This is a genomic window from Streptococcus mitis (genome assembly GCF_002096925.1).
Taxonomy (GTDB): domain Bacteria; phylum Bacillota; class Bacilli; order Lactobacillales; family Streptococcaceae; genus Streptococcus; species Streptococcus mitis_AF.
Window position 1 is genome coordinate 19,986 of sequence record NZ_NCVN01000002.1, and the last position, 18,561, is coordinate 38,546.

The following is an 18,561-nucleotide window of genomic DNA, read 5'->3' on the forward strand; positions in this document are numbered from 1 at the left end:
CGACGAATTAATAAGGCGATTAGGAAATTCGCCATAGCGATTTCCGCAACGATAGGAGACTATTTCAGAGTCCCTAGCCTTAATCGAATTGTGACATGAGGAGGTAAAAACGATATCTTTTTACCAACGAATTAACAAGGCGATTAGGAAATTCGCCATAGCGATTTCCGCAACGATAGGAGACTATTTCAGAGTCCCTAGCCTTAATCGAATTGTGACATGAGGAGGTAAAAACGATATCTTTTTACCAACGAATTAACAAGGCGATTAGGAAATTCGCCATAGCGATTTCCGTAACAAGAGGAGACTGTTTCACAGTCCCTATCGTTAATCGAATTGAGCTTGTACAAATGCAAGAGCACCTTTTCCATCACGGGTTAATTTGATGTATTGAGCACCTTCTGTCTTGGCAAGTTTAATACCGAGTTTATCTGTTTCTGCCTTCATATCTTCAAAGTTTGAAGCAACTTGAGGGGCAAGGATAACTAGATCAAACTCTGGTAACATTTCACGGTGAGCACCATAGCCACCTGCTGCTGCTTTCACAGGAACATTGTATTCTGCAGCTGCCTTATTCAAAGCATTTGCAAGGAGACCACTTGTACCTCCACCAGCACAAAGAACTAAGACATTTGTTTCTTTTGTAATTGTATTTTGAGCTGCTTCTACACCTGCTTTTTCAAGAATAGCATCTGCTTTCGCAGTGTTGAAGTTTGCAGCAACTTTTTCTTTCAATTCATCATTAGACTTACCTGAACGCTCTTCTTCTAGAATTTGTTCATCATAGACCTTAAGGAATGGATAATAAATGACTACGTCAACCACAATTAGAAGGACAGCAAGAATGAATGATAGAACTTGGAAATTAGTACCAAGAACTAGACCTAGTGGAGCTGGGGTTGTCCATGGTAGATTAGCAGTAAATGAATTCATTCCAAGTGTTTCAATAAAGAATTTGAAGATCCAAACGTTCGCGATTGGAGCAAAGATAAATGGAATGAAGAAGATTGGGTTCAATACAAGAGGTGCACCAAACAAGATTGGTTCGTTTACACCAAAGAAAGTTGGAACTACTGAAGCACGACCGATTGCACGGTTACGTTTTGATTTTGTTAACCACATGAACATGAATGGAACAACCAGTGTCGCACCAGTACCACCCATGGTAACGATAAACATTTGTGTACCAGAAGTAAGAATCTTGTCAGCGTGCATACCTTGTTGGAGAAGGTTCAAGTTTACTTCGGCATTTGCATATGTAATAGCTGCGATAGCAGGCTCAACGATAGATGGACCATGGATACCAACAAACCAGAAGAAGGCAAAGGCACCAAAGATAATGGTGATACCTAGATAACCATCAGCAGCAGAGAATAATGGTGCAAAGAATTTACCGATTGATTCTGCTACACTAGCACCAACAAAATGACGAGCTAGTAAATCAAGAGCATAAAGTGAAACAACTGAGAGAGTGAATGGAATCACATCTTTAAAGACTTGTGAGATATTTGGTGGAACTTCGTCAGGCATGCGAATAGTGACATTGTTCTTAACACAAATCTTATAGATAGCTACGGTAACAAAGGCAGCAAGGAAGGCTGAAAGCAAACCTTTTGTCCCCAAGAATCCAGTAGCTAGACCATTTTCGATAGGATCAGCTGCTAACATCAACAAACCAACAATCGCTGCTAACAGTGTTGACATATAGTTGATTTGATTGGTTTTCTCCATGCTACGGTTTACTGAGTCAGTCAATGACTTAGCTGTTGTACCAGCTACCAAGAGAGCTAGAATCCCCATAGAATAGCTATAAGGTTTCATCAGAAAGGCTACAACTTCATCAGACCATTTAAAGCCCCATGAGTTTGGTACAAAGGCAATCAAGATAAAGATACTTGAGAAGAGAATAACAGGCATACCTGCAATGAAACCATCACGAATGGCACGAAGGTAGATATTACGAGATAGTTTCTCAAAGAAAGGCTTTCCTTTCTCAATAAATGCAATTAATTTATTCATTACTTAACTCCTCTCTTGTAGAGTTCAATTAAATGGTGCATCAAATCTTTTAATAAGATAGTTGTCATCAAGTGGTCTTGGCCATGCATCATGGTTACACTATAGGCTAAGTCCTCACCTGAAGCTTCCTTAGCCAATAGACTTGTTTGCGCGTGGTGAGCCTCTGCAATGCAAGAACCAGCTTCCTCGACTAAGCTATCTGCTTTCGCAAAATCGCCAGCTTCAGCAGCTTTCAAGGCTTCCAATAGTTTTGAACGAGCATCGCCAGCATAGGCTACGATTTCAAAACCTAACAATGTTACTTCTTCTCTATTCATGATAGAATTCTCCTTAGGTATTTTTAATTAAATTTTTATGACAATAAACGTTGGATATGTAGAACTAGATAAACTCGTTCACTTTTATACAAATCAAGACCCGTATGTTGCGTAATCACATCATAGATCTTGGAACCAATCTCGAACGCTTTTGGATAGGATTGTTTAATATGATCTTCCATATCCAGAAGTGATTGGTTATCATCTCTAGATCTGTCTAAATAATCCAAGAAATAATTCAAATGAATCATAAAACGATCATAGAAATGATTATTCTCGTTAGTTCGTTGAATTGCATAACCCTTTAACACTTCTTCAACATTCCTGAGAATTTCTTTCCTCTTATCAATCGACTCCACAAGTTCCACTTCATTTTCACCTTCGGCATTAATGAAATGATAAGCAATCCGAATAATTTCGTCCTCAGGAAAATGATCTGCTAGCTTCTGACGGTAAATTTCAAATGCTTCATTTGCGATTTGAAAAGCGACAGGATACTTAGTGGAAATATCTGGCAGATTACTATCCTTGTACCTTCCTTGTGCTAGAGCTTGGTAAGAACAGTAAATATGATCTGTCAATGTTACGTAGAGATACTCTTGAATCGGATAATGATATTTCTTTGATAGCTTATCAATGATTTCATAGGTCACTGTGATAAAATCAAGCGGAACATCTTTGAGGAGAGCCATAAAGTTTTCTCTGGACTCTTCGGTCTTCATCCGAAAGATTTTCTCAACCTGCTGTTCAGCAATCAAATCCCCTTTCTTCTTTCCAAATGCAATCCCCTTACCAATCACAATCACTTCTTCTCCTTTATCGTTTCTGACAAGCGAGACATTGTGATTCATTGGATTTAGAATTCGATACATGTCAACCTCCTTTTATATCTTAAAGGTATATGAGTACAAAAAATGACCACAAATGAACTAGAAAATCAGCCGATTTCTAATTCACCTGTGATCATGCCTAATATTACTTAGTAACACTCACCTTGTATTAACTTGTGATTTAAGTATAGCACAAGTAAGTTATTTTGTAAACCTTTACATAAAACTTTTTTTAAAATTTTTTTAGATTCATGTTCCTAACCTAGGAGGGCTTTCTTACACGCGTTCTTTCCATGAAGTCGCTGTTGTTTGAAGAACTTTGTTGAGTTCGTCAATGTTTTCAAATCCAGTTGTGCGAAGCCATTCACGAGCTGCTGCTTCACCATCTTTGATGTAAGCTTCAACTGATCCAGCCCATGTTGCACGGCCACAAAGAACTCCGTTAAAGTTTGCACCTGATTCATGGGCAAATACAAGAGTATCTTGGAAGAGTTTAGCTGATACACCAGCACTCAAGTAGATGTATGGCAAGTTAGTTGCTTCATCTTGTGCTTTGAAGAAGGCTGCTGCTGCTTCACGTGTATAAACCACTTCACCTTCAGCGAAGCCTTCAACATATTTAATGTTAACAGGAACTTCTACTTTCAAGACATCAATGTTAAAGCGCGGGTCTGAGAAGACTTTCATAGCGCCGATAACTTTGTGTGGTTTTACTTTCGCATATTCTACAGAACCAGCGTCCGCAATTTTTTCATCGTAAGCAAGGATTTCAAGGAAGAATGGGATATCTTCAGCCACACACTCAGAACCGATGCGTTCGATGTAAGCTTGTTTTTCTTGGTTGAGTTCGTCTGAGCTATCTACATCATAGTAAAGCAAGAATTTAACTGCATCTGCGCCTTCTTCTTTAATACGTTTTGCAGACCAAACATCCAAGCAGTCTGGCAAGCGTTTTGTGCTTGTTGTGTCATAACCTGTTTTTTCATAAGCAAGGAGAAGTCCAGCTTTTTCATCAAGAGCTTTAGTTGCTGGAAGTCCATACTCAGGGTCAAGAAGCATAGATGAAGCATATTTAGTCAATTCATCTGCTACCAAGACTTTGAGTTCTTCCATTTGAGCCACAGTTGGTTCTTCTGTTTGGTGTTGAGCCATGAGGCGTTTCAAAGCACCACGTTGGTCAAATGCAAGAGCTGAGATGATACCATTTTCATCAGAAAGTTTTTCTAAGCGTGCACGTTTTTGTTCTGTTAAAGCCATTTTATACCTCTTTTACTATTAATTGATCATATAGAGCTTGATAGTTGGCCATGTTGACATGACCAGTCATTTTTTCTTGAGCATTGAGCATACCAAGGACATTTGCCTTGATGAGTAATTCTGCATCCGATTCTTTATGAAGAAGACCTGAAGAAATCCCTGCCACAGTAGAGTCTCCAGATCCGACAGGATTGACTACATGGATTCTAGGAATATCCACCTTGTAGAAAGTGTCACCATGTTTGGCAAAAGCACCGTTGGCACCAAGTGAAACGATAATCCATTCAATACCTGCAAACAAAGGTTCTTGAAGAACTTCGTTTAATTCATCCAAATCCTCAGAAACTTCTCTTCCAAAAAGCTGAGATAATTCCTCATTATTTGGTTTGATGACTGTTGGTTTATGTGGTGATTCAAGAACCGCCTGAAGTGCCGCACCAGAGCAGTCCAAAACAACAGGCTTGCCAGCTTGATTAGCAAGTTCTACCAAGCTCGCATAGTAATCAACTGGAAGACCAGCTGGCAGACTACCTGAGATGGCTACTACTTCAACTGAGCCCAAGAGTTTTTTGAAATGTTCCAAAAAGTCTTGACCTTCCTGTTCCAATACTTCAGGACCTTTTTCAAGAACTTCTGTTTGGTTATCTCCGTGAAGAATAGCGATACAGTTCCGAGTTTCTCCCTGAATTGAGAAGAAATCTTTCTTTACTTGATCATCGATATGTTCAACCAAAAACTCACCATGTTTACCACCAACTAAACCAGTAGCAAGAACAGAATCCCCAAATTCTGAAAGTACTCGGGTAACATTGAGTCCCTTACCACCAGCCGTTTTGGTTACATCCACCACACGATTGACAGTATCAATCTTCAACTCATCCAAAGGATAGGAAATATCAATGGATGGGTTCATTGTGACTGTTAAAATCATAGGTCACCTCTTAGTCGTGGTATTCTCCGCGATCCCATTTTTCAAGGAATTCAGTGAAGAAGTTTGCGTCTGTTTGTTGAGCATTGTGACTTTCAACGTGTTCAATTTTCGCAATCAATTTTTTGTTTTCTTCAGATGGTTTGTATTCAGCATGGATGAAAGCTTCGATGATATCACACATGAGCAATTCACCAGTAATCTTACCACCAAAACCGATAACGTTAGCGTTCAATTGCTCTTTAGCATAAAGGGCTGTTGTCATATCACGAACCAAGGCAGAACGGACACCTGGAACTTTATTTACAGCATTGTTGATACCAACACCAGTACCACAGATACATACTCCAAGATCAGCTTGACCACTAGTTACAGCTTCCCCTACTTTTTTACCAAAGATTGGGTAGTGAGTACGTGTATGGTCATATGTACCAAAGTCAATAACTTCATATCCTTTTGATTTCAAAAATTCTGAAACCGCCATTTTTTCATCTGTTACGATGTGGTCACATCCAATTGCAATTCTCATTTTTAACTTACCTTTCTTACTGTAATCTAATTAGCACATTTTGTTCAACATGTCGACCCTAATTTGGTGACGTCCACCATCGTATTTACCGTTAACAAATCCTTTAGCGATGTTTTTAGCCAATTCATCACCGACAAGTTGTGCGCCCATAGTGATCATACGTGAGTTGTTGTGTCCACGAGTCATATAAGCTGAACGTTCGTCAGATACTTCTGCAGCAACCATTCCTTTGATCTTAGTTGCGACCATAAATGGACCAGCACCGTAAGCATCAATCACGATACCAAGGTTTTGTTCTTCTTTGTTTACTTCTGCAGCAACAGCAAGAGTCACATCAACAAAGTCTTGACCTTCAGCTGTAACATCCACAACGTGGAAGTTTTCTTTTTCCAAGAAGTCTTTCACAACTTCTTTCAATCTCAAACCTGCAGCATCTGCACCGATAACAATAGACATATTGTATACTCCTTTTATTTTTCTAGGCTAGTAAAAACTTTAACAGTTAGCAGTTTACCTACAAAAAGTTTTCTAGCAGTTTATTGACAAATTGGATTGAATGAGATGAATGACACCTTATTCAAGTTTAGGAAACCAGTTCCCTAGAAATAATCCTTCTCCACGCAAGAGAATATAACAAGTGATTGTTTGTTTATTACAAACATCATTTGTTGCTTACAAACATAATATACTCCTATTTTACGAAAAAGTCAACAGTTAATGTTTGTTTTTGTGTTTTTTAATCTAAAAAATTTCGATATCAAAACCAATTTGATCCACTTGACCAGGTTCTAGGAGAAGAACATTCTTCTTATCTTCTAGATGATCTCCTTCTTCAAGGGATGTTGACAAGCCAGACCATGGTTCAAAAGCAATGAAAGGACCTTTATTCAAAGTTGACCAGATAATGAGGTTTGGAAACTCTGCAAAGTGGACTTTCAATCCCTTATCATGTTTACGAGAACGAAGGGCAATTGTTCTAGATTGCAATTCATCTAAGGTAACTGCATCTGTGCTGAAAAGATCATAGCTGAGGTCTAATTCTTTTTGACCTTCTAGCCATGGACTTCTATCTTGGAAATCCAACATACCTGTTTCTGGGAAAGGACGTGGAACAGAGCAAGTCTCTTCTTTCTCAAACTCTAGATAATAATCTTCATAGACTTCATCATCAAGCAGAGGACAATTAAATCCTGGATGTCCACCAATAAAGTAAGGCATGACCTTGCTAGTTTCTTTATTGAAAATCTTGTATTGAGTCCGTACTGTCTTTCCAGTAAGGATATAAGTGATTTCTAAGCGGAAATGATAAGGGTAGTTCTGATAGCTATTCTCATCGTCTTCAATTGCAAAAGTTACACTATTATCTGTCTGTTCAACTAATCCAAATTCTTTCTTACGAACCAAACCATGACGAGGAATCTTTCCTTTGATTTCTTGTCCATTATCATCTATATAAAGTGCTGTATCCTCTCTCAATGAACCACAAATGGGGAAGAGAACAGGAGCTTGTCCACTCCAATAAGTAGCATCTCCTTGCCACAAATACTCAACTCCCTCGGCATCTTTTATAGAAGAAAGAGCCCCACCAAAACTGTTAAATTCAACTCTTAATTGTTCTGATTTTAATTCAATTACCATTATTTTCTCCGATTTCTTGATAGTTTATAAAAAACTAGGCTGTCACTCCTAATGGTATGACAACCTAGTTTCAACAATTTACACTCTGCGAAAATCCAATTCAAACTTCGTCAGCGTCGCCTTGCCGTACTTTAGTACAGCCTGCGGCTAGCTTCCTAGTTTGCTCTTTGATTTTCATTGAGCTTACATTTTATAGGAGCGCATTATTTTGCTTTTGCTGCGTACTCTTCATTACGTTTGATCATTTGTTTTCTGTACCAAGCAAAGATACCGATATAGAATACAAGGAAGACTACAGCACCAAGGATTGCTTTGATATCACCAGTTGTAGTGTTACCAATTGTCCAACCAAGAAGTTTTTCGATTGGTCCTTCAAGAGTTGAGTGAGTAATCAATTGAGTTTCACTCACACCTGCTGGGAAGGCACCTACACCTTTAGCAAGTTCTGTTGCAAATGGTGCGATAAGTGTACCTGAAAGAAGGAAGAGTGGCAACAAGAGTGTTCCGAAGATAATCATACGGAGCAATTTACCACGTGTTACAACCAAGAGAGCTGGAGTAACACCCATAGCGATGATACCTGCAAGTGGCAAGATACCATTTCCAACTTTTGAAAGAAGCACAGCTTCAATCAACATGATTGGTGCAAGTACGTTGGCACAAGCCCAGATTTCAGCACGACCAGCGATGAAAGGCCAGTCAAGACCGATGTTGAATTTACGTCCTTGAAGACGTTTAGTAGCAACGTTTGTAATACCTTGTGAAAGTGGTTCTACGGCAGCGATGAACCATGAACCGATAAGTGAGAAGAGTTCCAAAGATACACCGGCTGTCAAACCAAGAGACAACCATCCTTTGATAACAAGACGCCATTTATCTGCATCTGCAACACCTTCAATTGGATGTGGAGTTCCCATAATACCGATAACAATACCAAGAATGAAACCGATGAAGAATTTAGAACCCCAGAAACCGATTTTTTTGTTCAATTTAGCAGCATCAAAGTCATATTTATCAAGACCTGGGAAGAATTTTTCAAAAATCTTATCCAAAACCATGATAACTGGGTTCATCATGTAGTTCATGTGAGTTGATGTCATTGGTGATGAACTTGGAGCGTTAAGAAGGTCATCAAATGTAGGTTTCATCAAGTCAGAGTTGATAATTTTCAACACACCAACAAGGACGATAGCTGCTGTAGCAATAAAGAGTGAAACCCCTTGGCTCACACCGTTGTTGTCTGCATACCATTTAATCAAAAGACCTGTGATAGACAAGTGCCAGATATCGAAGATATCGACATCAAGTGTATCAGTTTTCTTCATAGCAAGCATTACTACGTTGACAATCAACATGATAAGCAAGAAGTAAAGTGTCCAAGCAGATCCCCAAGTGATTGTTGCAAGTGGTGCCCAACCAACGTCAGTGATACTCAATTGGATACCAGTGTTTTCAACGAATTTTGCAAGTGATGCTGAGAAAGCACCATTTAGCATACCGATGATGGCACCGATACCTGTAAGAGCGATGGCAAGTTTGATACCACCTTCAAGCGCTTTGGAGAATTTCACTCCAAAAAGTAAAGCCAATATTGTCAAAATGATCAACATGATGACAGGACCACCCATATCTAAGATAGGTGTGAAAAATTCTTTGATTAGGCCAAAGATTGCATCCATAACAGTTCCTCCCTTTTTTATGTTATATGAATGTTAACAAATTAAAATTAGCTTAACCCGTGTTCTTTAATAGCTGCTTCAATATTATCATATACTGGAGCACTCATAGCTGGGATACGGAATAAGATTGGTCCAGCTTCGATAACTGGAATACCTGGGTCAAAACCAAGGTCTGTCGCAGCAATTGGTGTGAAGATGTCATAACCTTTGATAAGGTCTTCGTTAACGTCTTTGACCATGACTGCATCACAGTGCACATCGTAACCACGGTTTGAAAGTTCTTCTTCAAGAGCACTTTTAATTTGGTGGCTTGAGTTAACACCTGCACCGCAGGCAGCAAGAATTTTAATCATATGGATTTCCTCCGATTTAATATTTTTAATAGACAAGATTAAGCAATTGCTTCAGCAATATAAGCATAGAGGGCTTCTGGTTCAGAAATTTTTGATAGGTCTTCAAGATGACCATTTCCAGTAAAGAAGTCCATCAACTGAGCAAGAATGTTCGTTTGACTTGAACTTGAGTTATTAATGATAAAGAAGAGTAAGGATACTTCTACTTCCTTATCTGGCGCAATCATATTGTGGAAGGTCACTGGTTTTTCTAATCGAACGACCACAACTTTTTCAGCTAGATTATGAACAATATCTGTATGAGGAATAGCCACATTCGGCAAATCCTTACCCAAAAATTCCATATCTAGGCCAGTTGGAAATGACTTTTCACGCGTGATCAAGGCTTCACGATAAGTTGGAGTTACGATTTCTCGTTCTTCCAATAAAGTTGCAACCTGATCAAAGAGATGTTCTTGATTATCCGCTTCTAAGCAAAACACAAGGTTTTTGTCAAAGAAATGATCTAATCCCATAAGGTTTTCCCTTCTTTCCATTAACTTTATGCTATAAGTATAACACTATATGAAATCGTTGTCAATATTTTCTGTTGTTTTTTGTTCATTTTTTGTTTTATTTATATTTAACAACCATATTTCAAACATTTATTAAAAATATCAAACTAAAGGGAAGTGAAGTAAAAAACATCCGACTATTTCAGCCAGATGTTGGAATCTTTAATTTTCGTTTTTAAGAATTTCTTCTAATTTATGGTAGTCTTTGACACTATCGATTTCATAGATGCTATTGCCTTCTAATTCTTCAACATAGACATCTAGCTCTTTGATGTTATCCTTAACCATATTGTCCCAGTAGAGATCAACAAATTCGCCACTTGCATAAGCCTTGTCGATAAAGCTGACAATCTTTTCGGCAGTTGGAACATCCCAGAAGGATACACCACTAAGAATGCGACCAGCTTTGCTATCAACAATAATGTCTTGAACCTTGTAGTCATCTCCATAGACCAAGAACCATTCGTTGGTACAATCTTCACGATAAACACTAAAATAAGTCGAACGTGTCAAATCATTGCGGAACATATTTTTAAAGAGATAGTTATCTGCATCAATAACATAGCTGTTGGCCAATTCTTCTTTTACAAGATAGAGAGAGTAAAAGTTATTGTAGTCAGCGTATTTATCATTGAAAACGAGGCGAACTCCATATTTTTCTTTTAAGTAATCGAATTGTTCTTTAAGGTAACCAACGATGATGATGATGTCATCGATTCCTTTTTCTTTTAAAAACTCAATTTGGTATTCAATCAAAGGTTTTTGATTAACCTGAACCAAGGCTTTAGGGGTATTTTCAGTCATAGGACGCAAGCGAGTTCCCAAGCCCGCTGCTAAGATAATGGCTTTCACACGAATCTCCTTTATTCTTTAATAATAATATAAACTCCAGCAATGACGACAAGTGACGTAATAATTGTCAGCATATCTAGCGGTGCACCCAAGAAAACAACTGCAAACAAGACAGTCCAAACTACATAACTCACGTTCAAGCCTGTAGCCTTGGCTGGTTGCAAGCGATTGATAGCGATATAATAAGCCAAATAGGAAATCATATCAAAGGCTGCAAAGACAATCATAAGACCTAGCAATTGTCCATTAGCTACTTCTGCAAATGACTGATGAGAGAAGAGCACAATCACTAGATAGGACAAGAATGAAGTCACTTGACGGATTAAGAGGGCTTCGATTTCACTCAATTCACTTTCCATGGCAAAAGAGCTAAGAACACTTTCGCTTCCCCATGCAATAGCACAAACCAAAGCACAGAGAATCCCAATATAGAAGGAATTGACCTGTTCAACCTTATAGGTCTGGGCAATAATCCCTCCAATAATCAAGACAATACCAAATACAGTATTTTTCGAAATCTTGTGCTTCAAAAAGAAGAAAGCCAATAAAACTGAAATCGCAGGGTAAATAGCCGATACAGATGAAGCTAAGGAACTTCCGATATACTTAACCGCATAAAGATTGGCCTGCATACCAATAGGGCCTGCTAGCAAGGCTCCGATGATCACACTAACATTGCGAATATTTAAGAAAATTGAGAGACGAACTTTTCCTTCTTTTACCAAGAGAAAAGCTAGTAAGATAAAGATACTCAAGAAATCGTGAGCAGCGGCCACCACAAAGGGCGACAAGTCAGTAAAAATTGAAAAGATATAAGCACTAATCGTTAGACCTAAACCCCAAAAAATACCTGAGAGTAGACCAAAAGAAACTCCATTTTTATTTTTCATCTGAACCTCCATAATTAGCCAGACCTTTAACAGCTCTTTGGTAACGACTCACACCATAGTCACCAAAATCTGCACCTTGCTCTTCTTTGTAGACTGTCCATAGACTCCAAATAGCATCTTGCAAAATTTTATAAATGGCAATCTTTTCACGAGAGACAGGTGTTTGCTCACTCTCATAGTGAGATAAGAAGGCTTCTTCCTCTTGAGGAGTGAATTCAGATTCTAAAAAGAGGGCCGCCAAATCCCACATTGGATCGTTCATTGATGAATATTCCCAGTCAATCAGATAAAGTCGTCCTTGAGGTGATTCGATAAAGTTTTCAGGCACCAAATCGATATGACAAGATTTTCTGTCAACACCTAAGTCAGTCAGTCTTTTCTCTAAGGAGAAGACTTCTTCTCTAACTGCTTCATAGTTAGCATACGGGATTTTTTCTTCAATTAAGGATTCGTATTTTTTGATTTCTTCAAAAGGAGCAAATTCTCCTCTTAATTCCTTGCCAGAAGCATGAATAGTTTGTAATATTGGAGCAATTTTGTCAAATTTGGTCTTGATTGACGTTGAATCAAGCGTAATCGCAGATTCGATATACTCATTTACTTTGATACCAGCTTCAATATCAAAAAGATAATTTTTTACATCTAAGTCTAAATCCTTTAGTAGTTCAAGATTGTACTTTTCATCTTGACGATTGATCAGCTTTTCTGTCCCTTTACCAAAGAATTTAACAATGTATTGCTTATTTGTTGTTTTGACCAAATAGTTTTGATTGGTCATTCCCCCCAGTTGTTCAACACTGAGGATTTCCTCTTCTTGACTAAGTAAGGAAGAAATTTTTTCTTTAATGATTTTCTCCACAATTAACCTCCAGCACCTATACTTCCCACTTAAACACGGTTTTAAAGGCTGTGTTTAAGTCGGTAGCAAAGACACGGTGAATATCTTTAATTTCTCTTACAGGTTCTTCTAGATAAAGGATATTTTTAAGACGATTGGCAAATTTCTTGACTTCCATCATTTGGATTGCATTTTCAAAATCAATGCGACCAGAACGAGAGGACCCAACCAAGAGCAAGCCTTTTTCTAAAGCATCGCGTGTATTGAGATTGACTTTATACTCACTAACTCCCATCATAAGAATCGTTCCCTGAGGACGAATATAGCGAACCAAATCATTAATAGCTGGTCCAGTACCATCACCACCACAACACTCAAAAGCATGGTCAAAGGCCAAATCTTCAGGAATATTATCAGTAATATAGCATTCTTTGGCAAATGAGAAAAGTTCCAACTTTTCCCAATGACGACCAATAACCACAATCTCTGCTTCTGGTAGAGTATAGTTGATAATATTGGCAACCACAAATGCTAAACTGCCATCTCCGATAACGGCGATTCGGTCCCGCTTGCTATGAGCAAGAGTCAATAGACGATTCATAGCGTGCATGCCGACACTGACAAACTCTGTAATGGCTGCAACCGTATCTTCGATAGCATCATAAGCCACCACACGATCTTTAGGGAGAGAAACAAACTCTCTCATAAAGCCATCAAAGCCACTAGACAAGAAATGGGTTCCTGTCATGTAGTTTTCATAGAATTCTTCATCACTCTGCATAGGAGGCTGATTGGGAATCATGACAACTTTTTGACCAACCTCGTAGGTTCCTGTAGGGTCAGAAATAACGGTTCCACATGACTCGTGAATCATTGCCATTGGAAGCTTTTTATTCAAAATCTTGGGATCACGTTTTCCTTGGTAGTAACGCTGATCCGCATGACAGACCGCCATATAATTAGGACGGATGAGGATATGATTCTCTTGGTCAATAGCCTCTTCCTGATATTTGACATTGATAAACTTAGGCTTAGTTAGTTGATAAATTTGATTAATCATTTTACTAGTCTTTCTCAATCATACTTTTTGCAATCTTCAAATCTGTTACGGTTGTAATCTTCAGATTTGAGTATTCACCTTTGGCTAAGGCCACATCTTTTCCTTTGATCACAAAGATTTTACATGCATCTGTCAAAATTTCCTTCTCTTCAGCAGAAAGAGAGCCATAAAGGTCCATGAAGTCCTTGCAACGGAATGTTTGAGGTGTTTGTCCTTGATAAAGGTGAGCACGATTTGGAATATCTGTAATGAATTGACCATTGGTACTTTCAACGATAGTATCTACCGCTTCAACTACTGTGTCCACTGCGTCATGATTTTGGGCAAGTTGGATATTGTCCTGAATCATGCGAAGCGTAATAAATGGACGAACAGAATCGTGGGTAACAACGATATCCTCTGGAGTAAGCGGACGATAAGCATCAATGGCTTCAATGATTTTCTCAATACTTGTATTACGGTCAGCACCACCTTTTGTAATGATGATACGATCCTTATGAAGAGGCAGATATTTATCTACAAGATCCTCTGCATGAGAAACCCAGTCTCCATGAACACCAACTACAATTTTTTCAATGCTTGGTTCCAAGACAAATTTTTCAATTGTATGAACCAAGATAGGTCGATCACCTAGCTCTAAAAATTGTTTTGGCAAGTTACTGATTCCCATACGTGTGCCAGTTCCACCAGCAAGAATTCCTGCATAAATCATCTATTTTCTCCTTTGTCTTACTAAAAAAACTTACTCTCTCTATTATACCACAATCTAGTCCTATCATAAAAGAAATACTAGTCATCCCGTTCTAGAATAGGAGGATTATGCAGTTCCATTATTCAAAGAAACTAGTCCTTTTCTAGTAGTGACTAGGAATTCTGTAGTCATTACTAATAAATGGCTGTGAAATTTTAGAGTTCTTCAGAATAATATAATTTCCTTAAAGAAAACTTAAATTTATATTTTCTTAATACAAGAAAAAGCTAGGAAATGGTAAATTGTCTGACAGAGACACACTTCCTAACTTCTTATTTTTTAGTAAAACTCACCAGTCTTAATCTTCCTTATCTTGATTTTCAGTTCCTTTAACTGCTTTTTTAAATTCAGATAACATTTTACCAATTGATTCGCCTAGTTCAGGCAATCGTTTTGGTCCAAAGATTAAGAGAGCTCCTAAAACGATGATAATCAATCCTGGTGCTCCGATATCACGTAAGATTCCCATTTTTCTCTCCTTTCTGCTTGCGTTTCATAATGTGTTTGCTGATGGCAATACTTAATTCATAGAGTAATATCAAGGGGGCAGTCATTGCCAAATCGCTGACAAAGTCAGCTGGTGTCAAGATGACTGCGAGTACCAATAAGATAAAATAAGCATATCGGCGATAAGCAATCAATAATTCTGGCCCAATGAGTCCAATCGACGTCAAAAAGGCAATGATAACTGGCAATTCAAAAATCAGGGCCAAGGGCAAGGTCGTTTGAAAAACAAAGGACAGATAATTTTGGGCGGTTAACTGCGTCTCAAATAGTCCTTCTCCTAGCCCTAATAAAACCTGAAGTAAGGCTGGTGTTACAAAGTAAAAACCAAAAGCCAGTCCAACTAGAAAACAAAGGAAACTAGCTGGAATATAGGCAAAAACTGCTCTAGCTTCTTCCTTCTTTAAACCGGGTTTGATGAAAGACCAAATATGATACACTGTGTAAGGCAAGGTGATGGTAAAGGCCATCAGACTAGCCAAACGTATGTATATCCATAAAATATCATTAGGGCCTAAAACAATCAACTTTTGCTGAAAAGCTTGGGTCACATACTGGTAAATCTGGTCTGCAAAAAGCAGAGAAACACAGAATACCAAGAAGAAACAAATGACTACAGCCAATAATCTCTTTCTAAATTCTACCAGATGTTCAACGATTGTCAATTCTTTTCTATCCATTTATTTTTCACCCTGTCTGAAAGTGACAATCAAGACAATAATAACAAAGACTAGCTGGCTAACCAAACCTTCCCAACTTGGATAAATTCCAAGCAAATCGATAGTTGGAAATCCTGTCAGCAAGTGATTTGGTGCCATATTGGTCAACTGAAGAGCATGGACACTCACTCCCAGCATCTTGAATGCCAAAGCATAAATCATCCAAGTAAGGATAAAGAAGACCTTATGAGGTAGGAAGAATTGACTGGCCTTATTCATCACGATTGCAATAATTACCAGGACCAGCAAGGCAAGTGAAATTCCTAAGACAAATTCAAAACTAGAAATTCTTGGTAAAATTCCAACATAAAAGAGAATGGTTTCTGCTCCCTCACGGAAAACAGCTAGAAAACTGAGAGCAAACATGGAAATAAAGGAGCCTGTCTTGGTCACTGTTTCCATTTGTGACTCCATAAAGGTATTCCATTTTTTGACCGAGGATTTGCTGTGAAGCCAGATTCCAATCAAAATCATCATAGCAACTGCAAAAATCCCAACTGCTCCTTCGATGATTTCACGATTGGAGCTCGATGTTACTGCTGGAAAAGCTATTTGCAGGATGAAAGCAATGACCAGACTGGTCATAATTCCAGTGATAGCACCACTATAAACCCACTTGAGTCCTTTACGCATCTTAGCTGCTTTCAAGATCGTTACCAAGGCCATAACGATTAAGAGAGCCTCCACACCTTCTCTTAGGAGAATGAGCATGGCATCAAAGGCATTGTAACGTGCACTGGTATCAATTTGTGATAAATCTGCAATCAGTTTTTCTAATTTTTCTTGGTATTCCTTTTCGCTTCCCTTGACCATAATCACAGGGCTTTCGCTTTCCACTCGAGTATAGAGGGAAGGATTGGTCGTGCTAACAGAACCTTCAATCGTTGGCCAGATAGTAATAAATTCCTTCATACTGGCTGCTCCTGATGCTTGGTCACCAGCTTGGAATTGTTCCAAAGCTTTCTTCAAAAGAGCAATACCATCTTTGAGACTTAAATCAGAAGATGCTTCTGCAACTTCTTTTCCGCTTACAAAATCATCAATAGCCTTTTTTAAGTCCTCGAAGGAATTCTGGATGGAGTTAAAGTCTGTAGGCTCGGTTTCCATACTACTACGTAAGAAGGAAATAGCTGTTTCAACACGGCCATAATGGGCTGTACTATTGTCACGAACCACACTTTCATTGATGGTCCAAGTGGAATTCATTTTCTTAAAGGCTTCTCGAACCTTTTCCAAATCTTTGGAGGTAATGGCCTGCTCTAAGGCTTCAAAACGAGGACTTAGACGGTTTACCAATTTTTCCTTTTCCGCATCTAAATCAACAGGATTTTGTTCTTTTTCAAAGGCCAATAAGGCTGCAGAAAGTTCGGTGAGTTTGTCTTCAGTGATAGCACCTGATTGAGCTAACTTTTCCTTAACAACCTTACCAGCTTCAGAATTGCTATCTTCTACTCTTTCGAAATCTGATGCCATCTCTTTAACGAGATTCTGTGCCTCAGACTGATTCCCATTTTTGACTGCTTTGGACGCATCTGTGATTTTCACAAAGTAAGAACTCAAGCTTTCTTGGGCATCTACTGGGGAAAGAATTAAAAGTGACAAAGCTAAAACCAAGAACCAGCTTCTAGCCTTCCAATAATTTCTGACCAATGTAGCCTCCTTTCTCCACACCACCAAAGCAAGCAAAGAGGCCGCTACCGATGTGAGTGATATATTCATTCATCTTATCAGTAGCACCTAGATTGGTTTGAACCTTGACAAAGTTATCTGGATCCTTCTGGAAAGAAATGAAGAGCAAGCCTGTATCAAACTGACCAGTCTTTTCATCAATTCCATCAGAGTAAGAATAAGAACGACGCAAAAGGGGCTTGTCTACTTCCTTAGCCAAACGGACATGCGAATCATCTGGTAAGAGACTCAAATCTACTTCATCAAACTCATTCTTCTTACCAAAAGGGGCACCACTTTCCTTGTAACGACCAAAGGTATTTTCTTGTTCTTCAAGACTAGTGCGGTCCCAGGTCTCTAAAAACATCTGAATTCGACGAACTGCCATATAAGAACCATTTTCCATCCAGTCCTTACTATCAGCCCAGATGACGCGGTCAAAGTCCTGCTCCTTGGTTGGATTTGCTGTTCCATCCTTAAAACCAAAGAGGTTACGCGGAGTCTCCATTCGATCTCCGATAGCTGCAAAACCAGACTGACTCCAACGAAGGGTCACTGCATTTCTGCCCTTACGTATAAGATTGCGAATCGCATGAAATGCAACCTGCTCATCATCTGCACAGGCCTGAATCACAATATCTCCACCTGTATATTTTTCACGCAATTGCTCTTTAGGAAAAGGCGGTAAATTCCTGAACACTTGAGGACGCTTGTTTTCCAAGTTCATCTTTTTCAAGAAACTTGCAGACACACCAAAAGTCAGCGTCAAACGATGAGGGTTGAGCCCGACTGTTTCACCAGTATCGCTCGGAGGCAAGAGAGCATTCTGGCCATCTTTTTTGACCAGTTCCCCCTCAACCAACTTGGCACTATAATCCGTCCAATCCTTGAATAGCTGGATAATCTTATCTCTATCCGTCGTATGCAAATCCAAGACAACAAAATAGATATTCTTTTGCATGGGCGTACTAATCCCAGCTTGATGCTTGCCATAAAAAGCAATTTTTTCATTTCCGTACGAGATTTTTTCCTGACTTCCTAGCTTAGGTGCGAAAAAAGCAGAAGCACCAGAGAGTCCTAGCGCTAAACCAGCCCCTCCAATCCCTGCTTTTTTTAGAAATTCTCGACGGTCCATTTTCTTTTCAAAAAACTTTTCGTCTTTTTCAGTCATGACT

The 18,561-nt window shown here is 38.8% G+C and carries 20 protein-coding genes; all 20 read right to left on the bottom strand.

The genetic code is table 11. From position 1 onward, the window contains the following. Nucleotides 1-327: 327 nt before the first annotated feature. The 20 genes from B7692_RS00345 to efeB all read right to left on the bottom strand — a co-directional run bounded on the left by B7692_RS00345 (nucleotide 328) and on the right by efeB (nucleotide 18,557). Nucleotides 328-2,019 carry a lactose-specific PTS transporter subunit EIIC gene (locus B7692_RS00345; protein ID WP_084924483.1) on the bottom strand — a complete coding sequence of 564 codons (1,692 nt, stop codon included), beginning with the start codon at nucleotides 2,017-2,019 and terminating at the stop codon, nucleotides 328-330. Continuing rightward, on the bottom strand, nucleotides 2,019-2,336 hold the full coding sequence (locus B7692_RS00350; protein WP_001078320.1) for a PTS lactose/cellobiose transporter subunit IIA: 318 nt from the start codon (nucleotides 2,334-2,336) through the stop codon (nucleotides 2,019-2,021). The genes B7692_RS00345 and B7692_RS00350 overlap by 1 nt, the downstream gene beginning before the upstream one ends. Nucleotides 2,337-2,371: 35 nt before the next feature. Next, nucleotides 2,372-3,208 carry a PRD domain-containing protein gene (locus B7692_RS00355; RefSeq protein ID WP_084929580.1) on the bottom strand — a complete coding sequence of 279 codons (837 nt, stop codon included), beginning with the start codon at nucleotides 3,206-3,208 and terminating at the stop codon, nucleotides 2,372-2,374. 234 nt (nucleotides 3,209-3,442) lie between these two features. Next, on the bottom strand, nucleotides 3,443-4,423 hold the full coding sequence (gene lacD / locus B7692_RS00360; RefSeq protein WP_084929581.1) for a tagatose-bisphosphate aldolase: 981 nt from the start codon (nucleotides 4,421-4,423) through the stop codon (nucleotides 3,443-3,445). A gap of 1 nt (nucleotide 4,424) precedes the next feature. Further along, nucleotides 4,425-5,354, bottom strand: coding sequence for a tagatose-6-phosphate kinase (locus tag B7692_RS00365; RefSeq protein ID WP_084929582.1), 930 nt, complete (start codon nucleotides 5,352-5,354; stop codon nucleotides 4,425-4,427). 10 nt (nucleotides 5,355-5,364) lie between these two features. Beyond that, nucleotides 5,365-5,880, bottom strand: a complete 516-nt coding sequence (gene lacB / locus B7692_RS00370; protein WP_001216913.1) for a galactose-6-phosphate isomerase subunit LacB — start codon at nucleotides 5,878-5,880, stop codon at nucleotides 5,365-5,367. A 30-nt stretch (nucleotides 5,881-5,910) separates the two neighbouring features. Next, nucleotides 5,911-6,336, bottom strand: coding sequence for a galactose-6-phosphate isomerase subunit LacA (gene lacA / locus B7692_RS00375; protein WP_000029277.1), 426 nt, complete (start codon nucleotides 6,334-6,336; stop codon nucleotides 5,911-5,913). A gap of 285 nt (nucleotides 6,337-6,621) precedes the next feature. After that, nucleotides 6,622-7,518 (bottom strand): aldose 1-epimerase family protein, encoded by an 897-nt coding sequence (locus tag B7692_RS00380; RefSeq protein WP_084929583.1) that lies wholly within the window; start codon nucleotides 7,516-7,518, stop codon nucleotides 6,622-6,624. A 203-nt stretch (nucleotides 7,519-7,721) separates the two neighbouring features. Beyond that, nucleotides 7,722-9,197, bottom strand: coding sequence for a PTS galactitol transporter subunit IIC (locus tag B7692_RS00385; RefSeq protein WP_084929584.1), 1,476 nt, complete (start codon nucleotides 9,195-9,197; stop codon nucleotides 7,722-7,724). 47 nt (nucleotides 9,198-9,244) lie between these two features. After that, complete coding sequence (locus tag B7692_RS00390) at nucleotides 9,245-9,550, bottom strand: PTS sugar transporter subunit IIB (protein ID WP_000590550.1); 306 nt, start codon at nucleotides 9,548-9,550, stop codon at nucleotides 9,245-9,247. Between the two features lie 38 nt (nucleotides 9,551-9,588). After that, complete coding sequence (locus tag B7692_RS00395; RefSeq protein ID WP_000521974.1) at nucleotides 9,589-10,065, bottom strand: PTS sugar transporter subunit IIA; 477 nt, start codon at nucleotides 10,063-10,065, stop codon at nucleotides 9,589-9,591. Nucleotides 10,066-10,266: 201 nt separating this feature from the next. Beyond that, nucleotides 10,267-10,956 carry a sugar phosphate nucleotidyltransferase gene (locus tag B7692_RS00400; protein ID WP_084929585.1) on the bottom strand — a complete coding sequence of 230 codons (690 nt, stop codon included), beginning with the start codon at nucleotides 10,954-10,956 and terminating at the stop codon, nucleotides 10,267-10,269. Between the two features lie 11 nt (nucleotides 10,957-10,967). After that, nucleotides 10,968-11,846, bottom strand: coding sequence for a DMT family transporter (locus B7692_RS00405; protein ID WP_004269680.1), 879 nt, complete (start codon nucleotides 11,844-11,846; stop codon nucleotides 10,968-10,970). After that, nucleotides 11,836-12,705 (bottom strand): phosphotransferase family protein, encoded by an 870-nt coding sequence (locus B7692_RS00410; RefSeq protein WP_084929586.1) that lies wholly within the window; start codon nucleotides 12,703-12,705, stop codon nucleotides 11,836-11,838. Before B7692_RS00410 ends, B7692_RS00405 begins: the two co-directional genes overlap by 11 nt. Nucleotides 12,706-12,721: 16 nt before the next feature. Then, the gene (locus B7692_RS00415; protein WP_000609878.1) at nucleotides 12,722-13,744 is read right to left on the bottom strand and encodes a ribitol-5-phosphate dehydrogenase; all 1,023 of its coding nucleotides are present in this window, start codon (nucleotides 13,742-13,744) and stop codon (nucleotides 12,722-12,724) included. Nucleotides 13,745-13,748: 4 nt separating this feature from the next. Continuing rightward, on the bottom strand, nucleotides 13,749-14,456 hold the full coding sequence (locus B7692_RS00420) for an IspD/TarI family cytidylyltransferase (RefSeq protein WP_084929587.1): 708 nt from the start codon (nucleotides 14,454-14,456) through the stop codon (nucleotides 13,749-13,751). Between the two features lie 337 nt (nucleotides 14,457-14,793). After that, on the bottom strand, nucleotides 14,794-14,964 hold the full coding sequence (tatA, locus tag B7692_RS00425) for a twin-arginine translocase TatA/TatE family subunit (protein ID WP_000512112.1): 171 nt from the start codon (nucleotides 14,962-14,964) through the stop codon (nucleotides 14,794-14,796). Continuing rightward, entirely contained in the window at nucleotides 14,948-15,679 is a 732-nt protein-coding gene (tatC, locus tag B7692_RS00430; protein ID WP_084929588.1) for a twin-arginine translocase subunit TatC, read from the bottom strand. The genes tatA and tatC overlap by 17 nt, the downstream gene beginning before the upstream one ends. Beyond that, nucleotides 15,680-17,368: an FTR1 family protein gene (locus tag B7692_RS00435; protein WP_084929589.1), complete on the bottom strand. Its 1,689-nt coding sequence runs from the start codon at nucleotides 17,366-17,368 to the stop codon at nucleotides 15,680-15,682. Further along, nucleotides 17,343-18,557, bottom strand: coding sequence for an iron uptake transporter deferrochelatase/peroxidase subunit (efeB, locus tag B7692_RS00440; protein ID WP_084929590.1), 1,215 nt, complete (start codon nucleotides 18,555-18,557; stop codon nucleotides 17,343-17,345). The genes B7692_RS00435 and efeB overlap by 26 nt, the downstream gene beginning before the upstream one ends. Nucleotides 18,558-18,561: the final 4 nt, after the last annotated feature.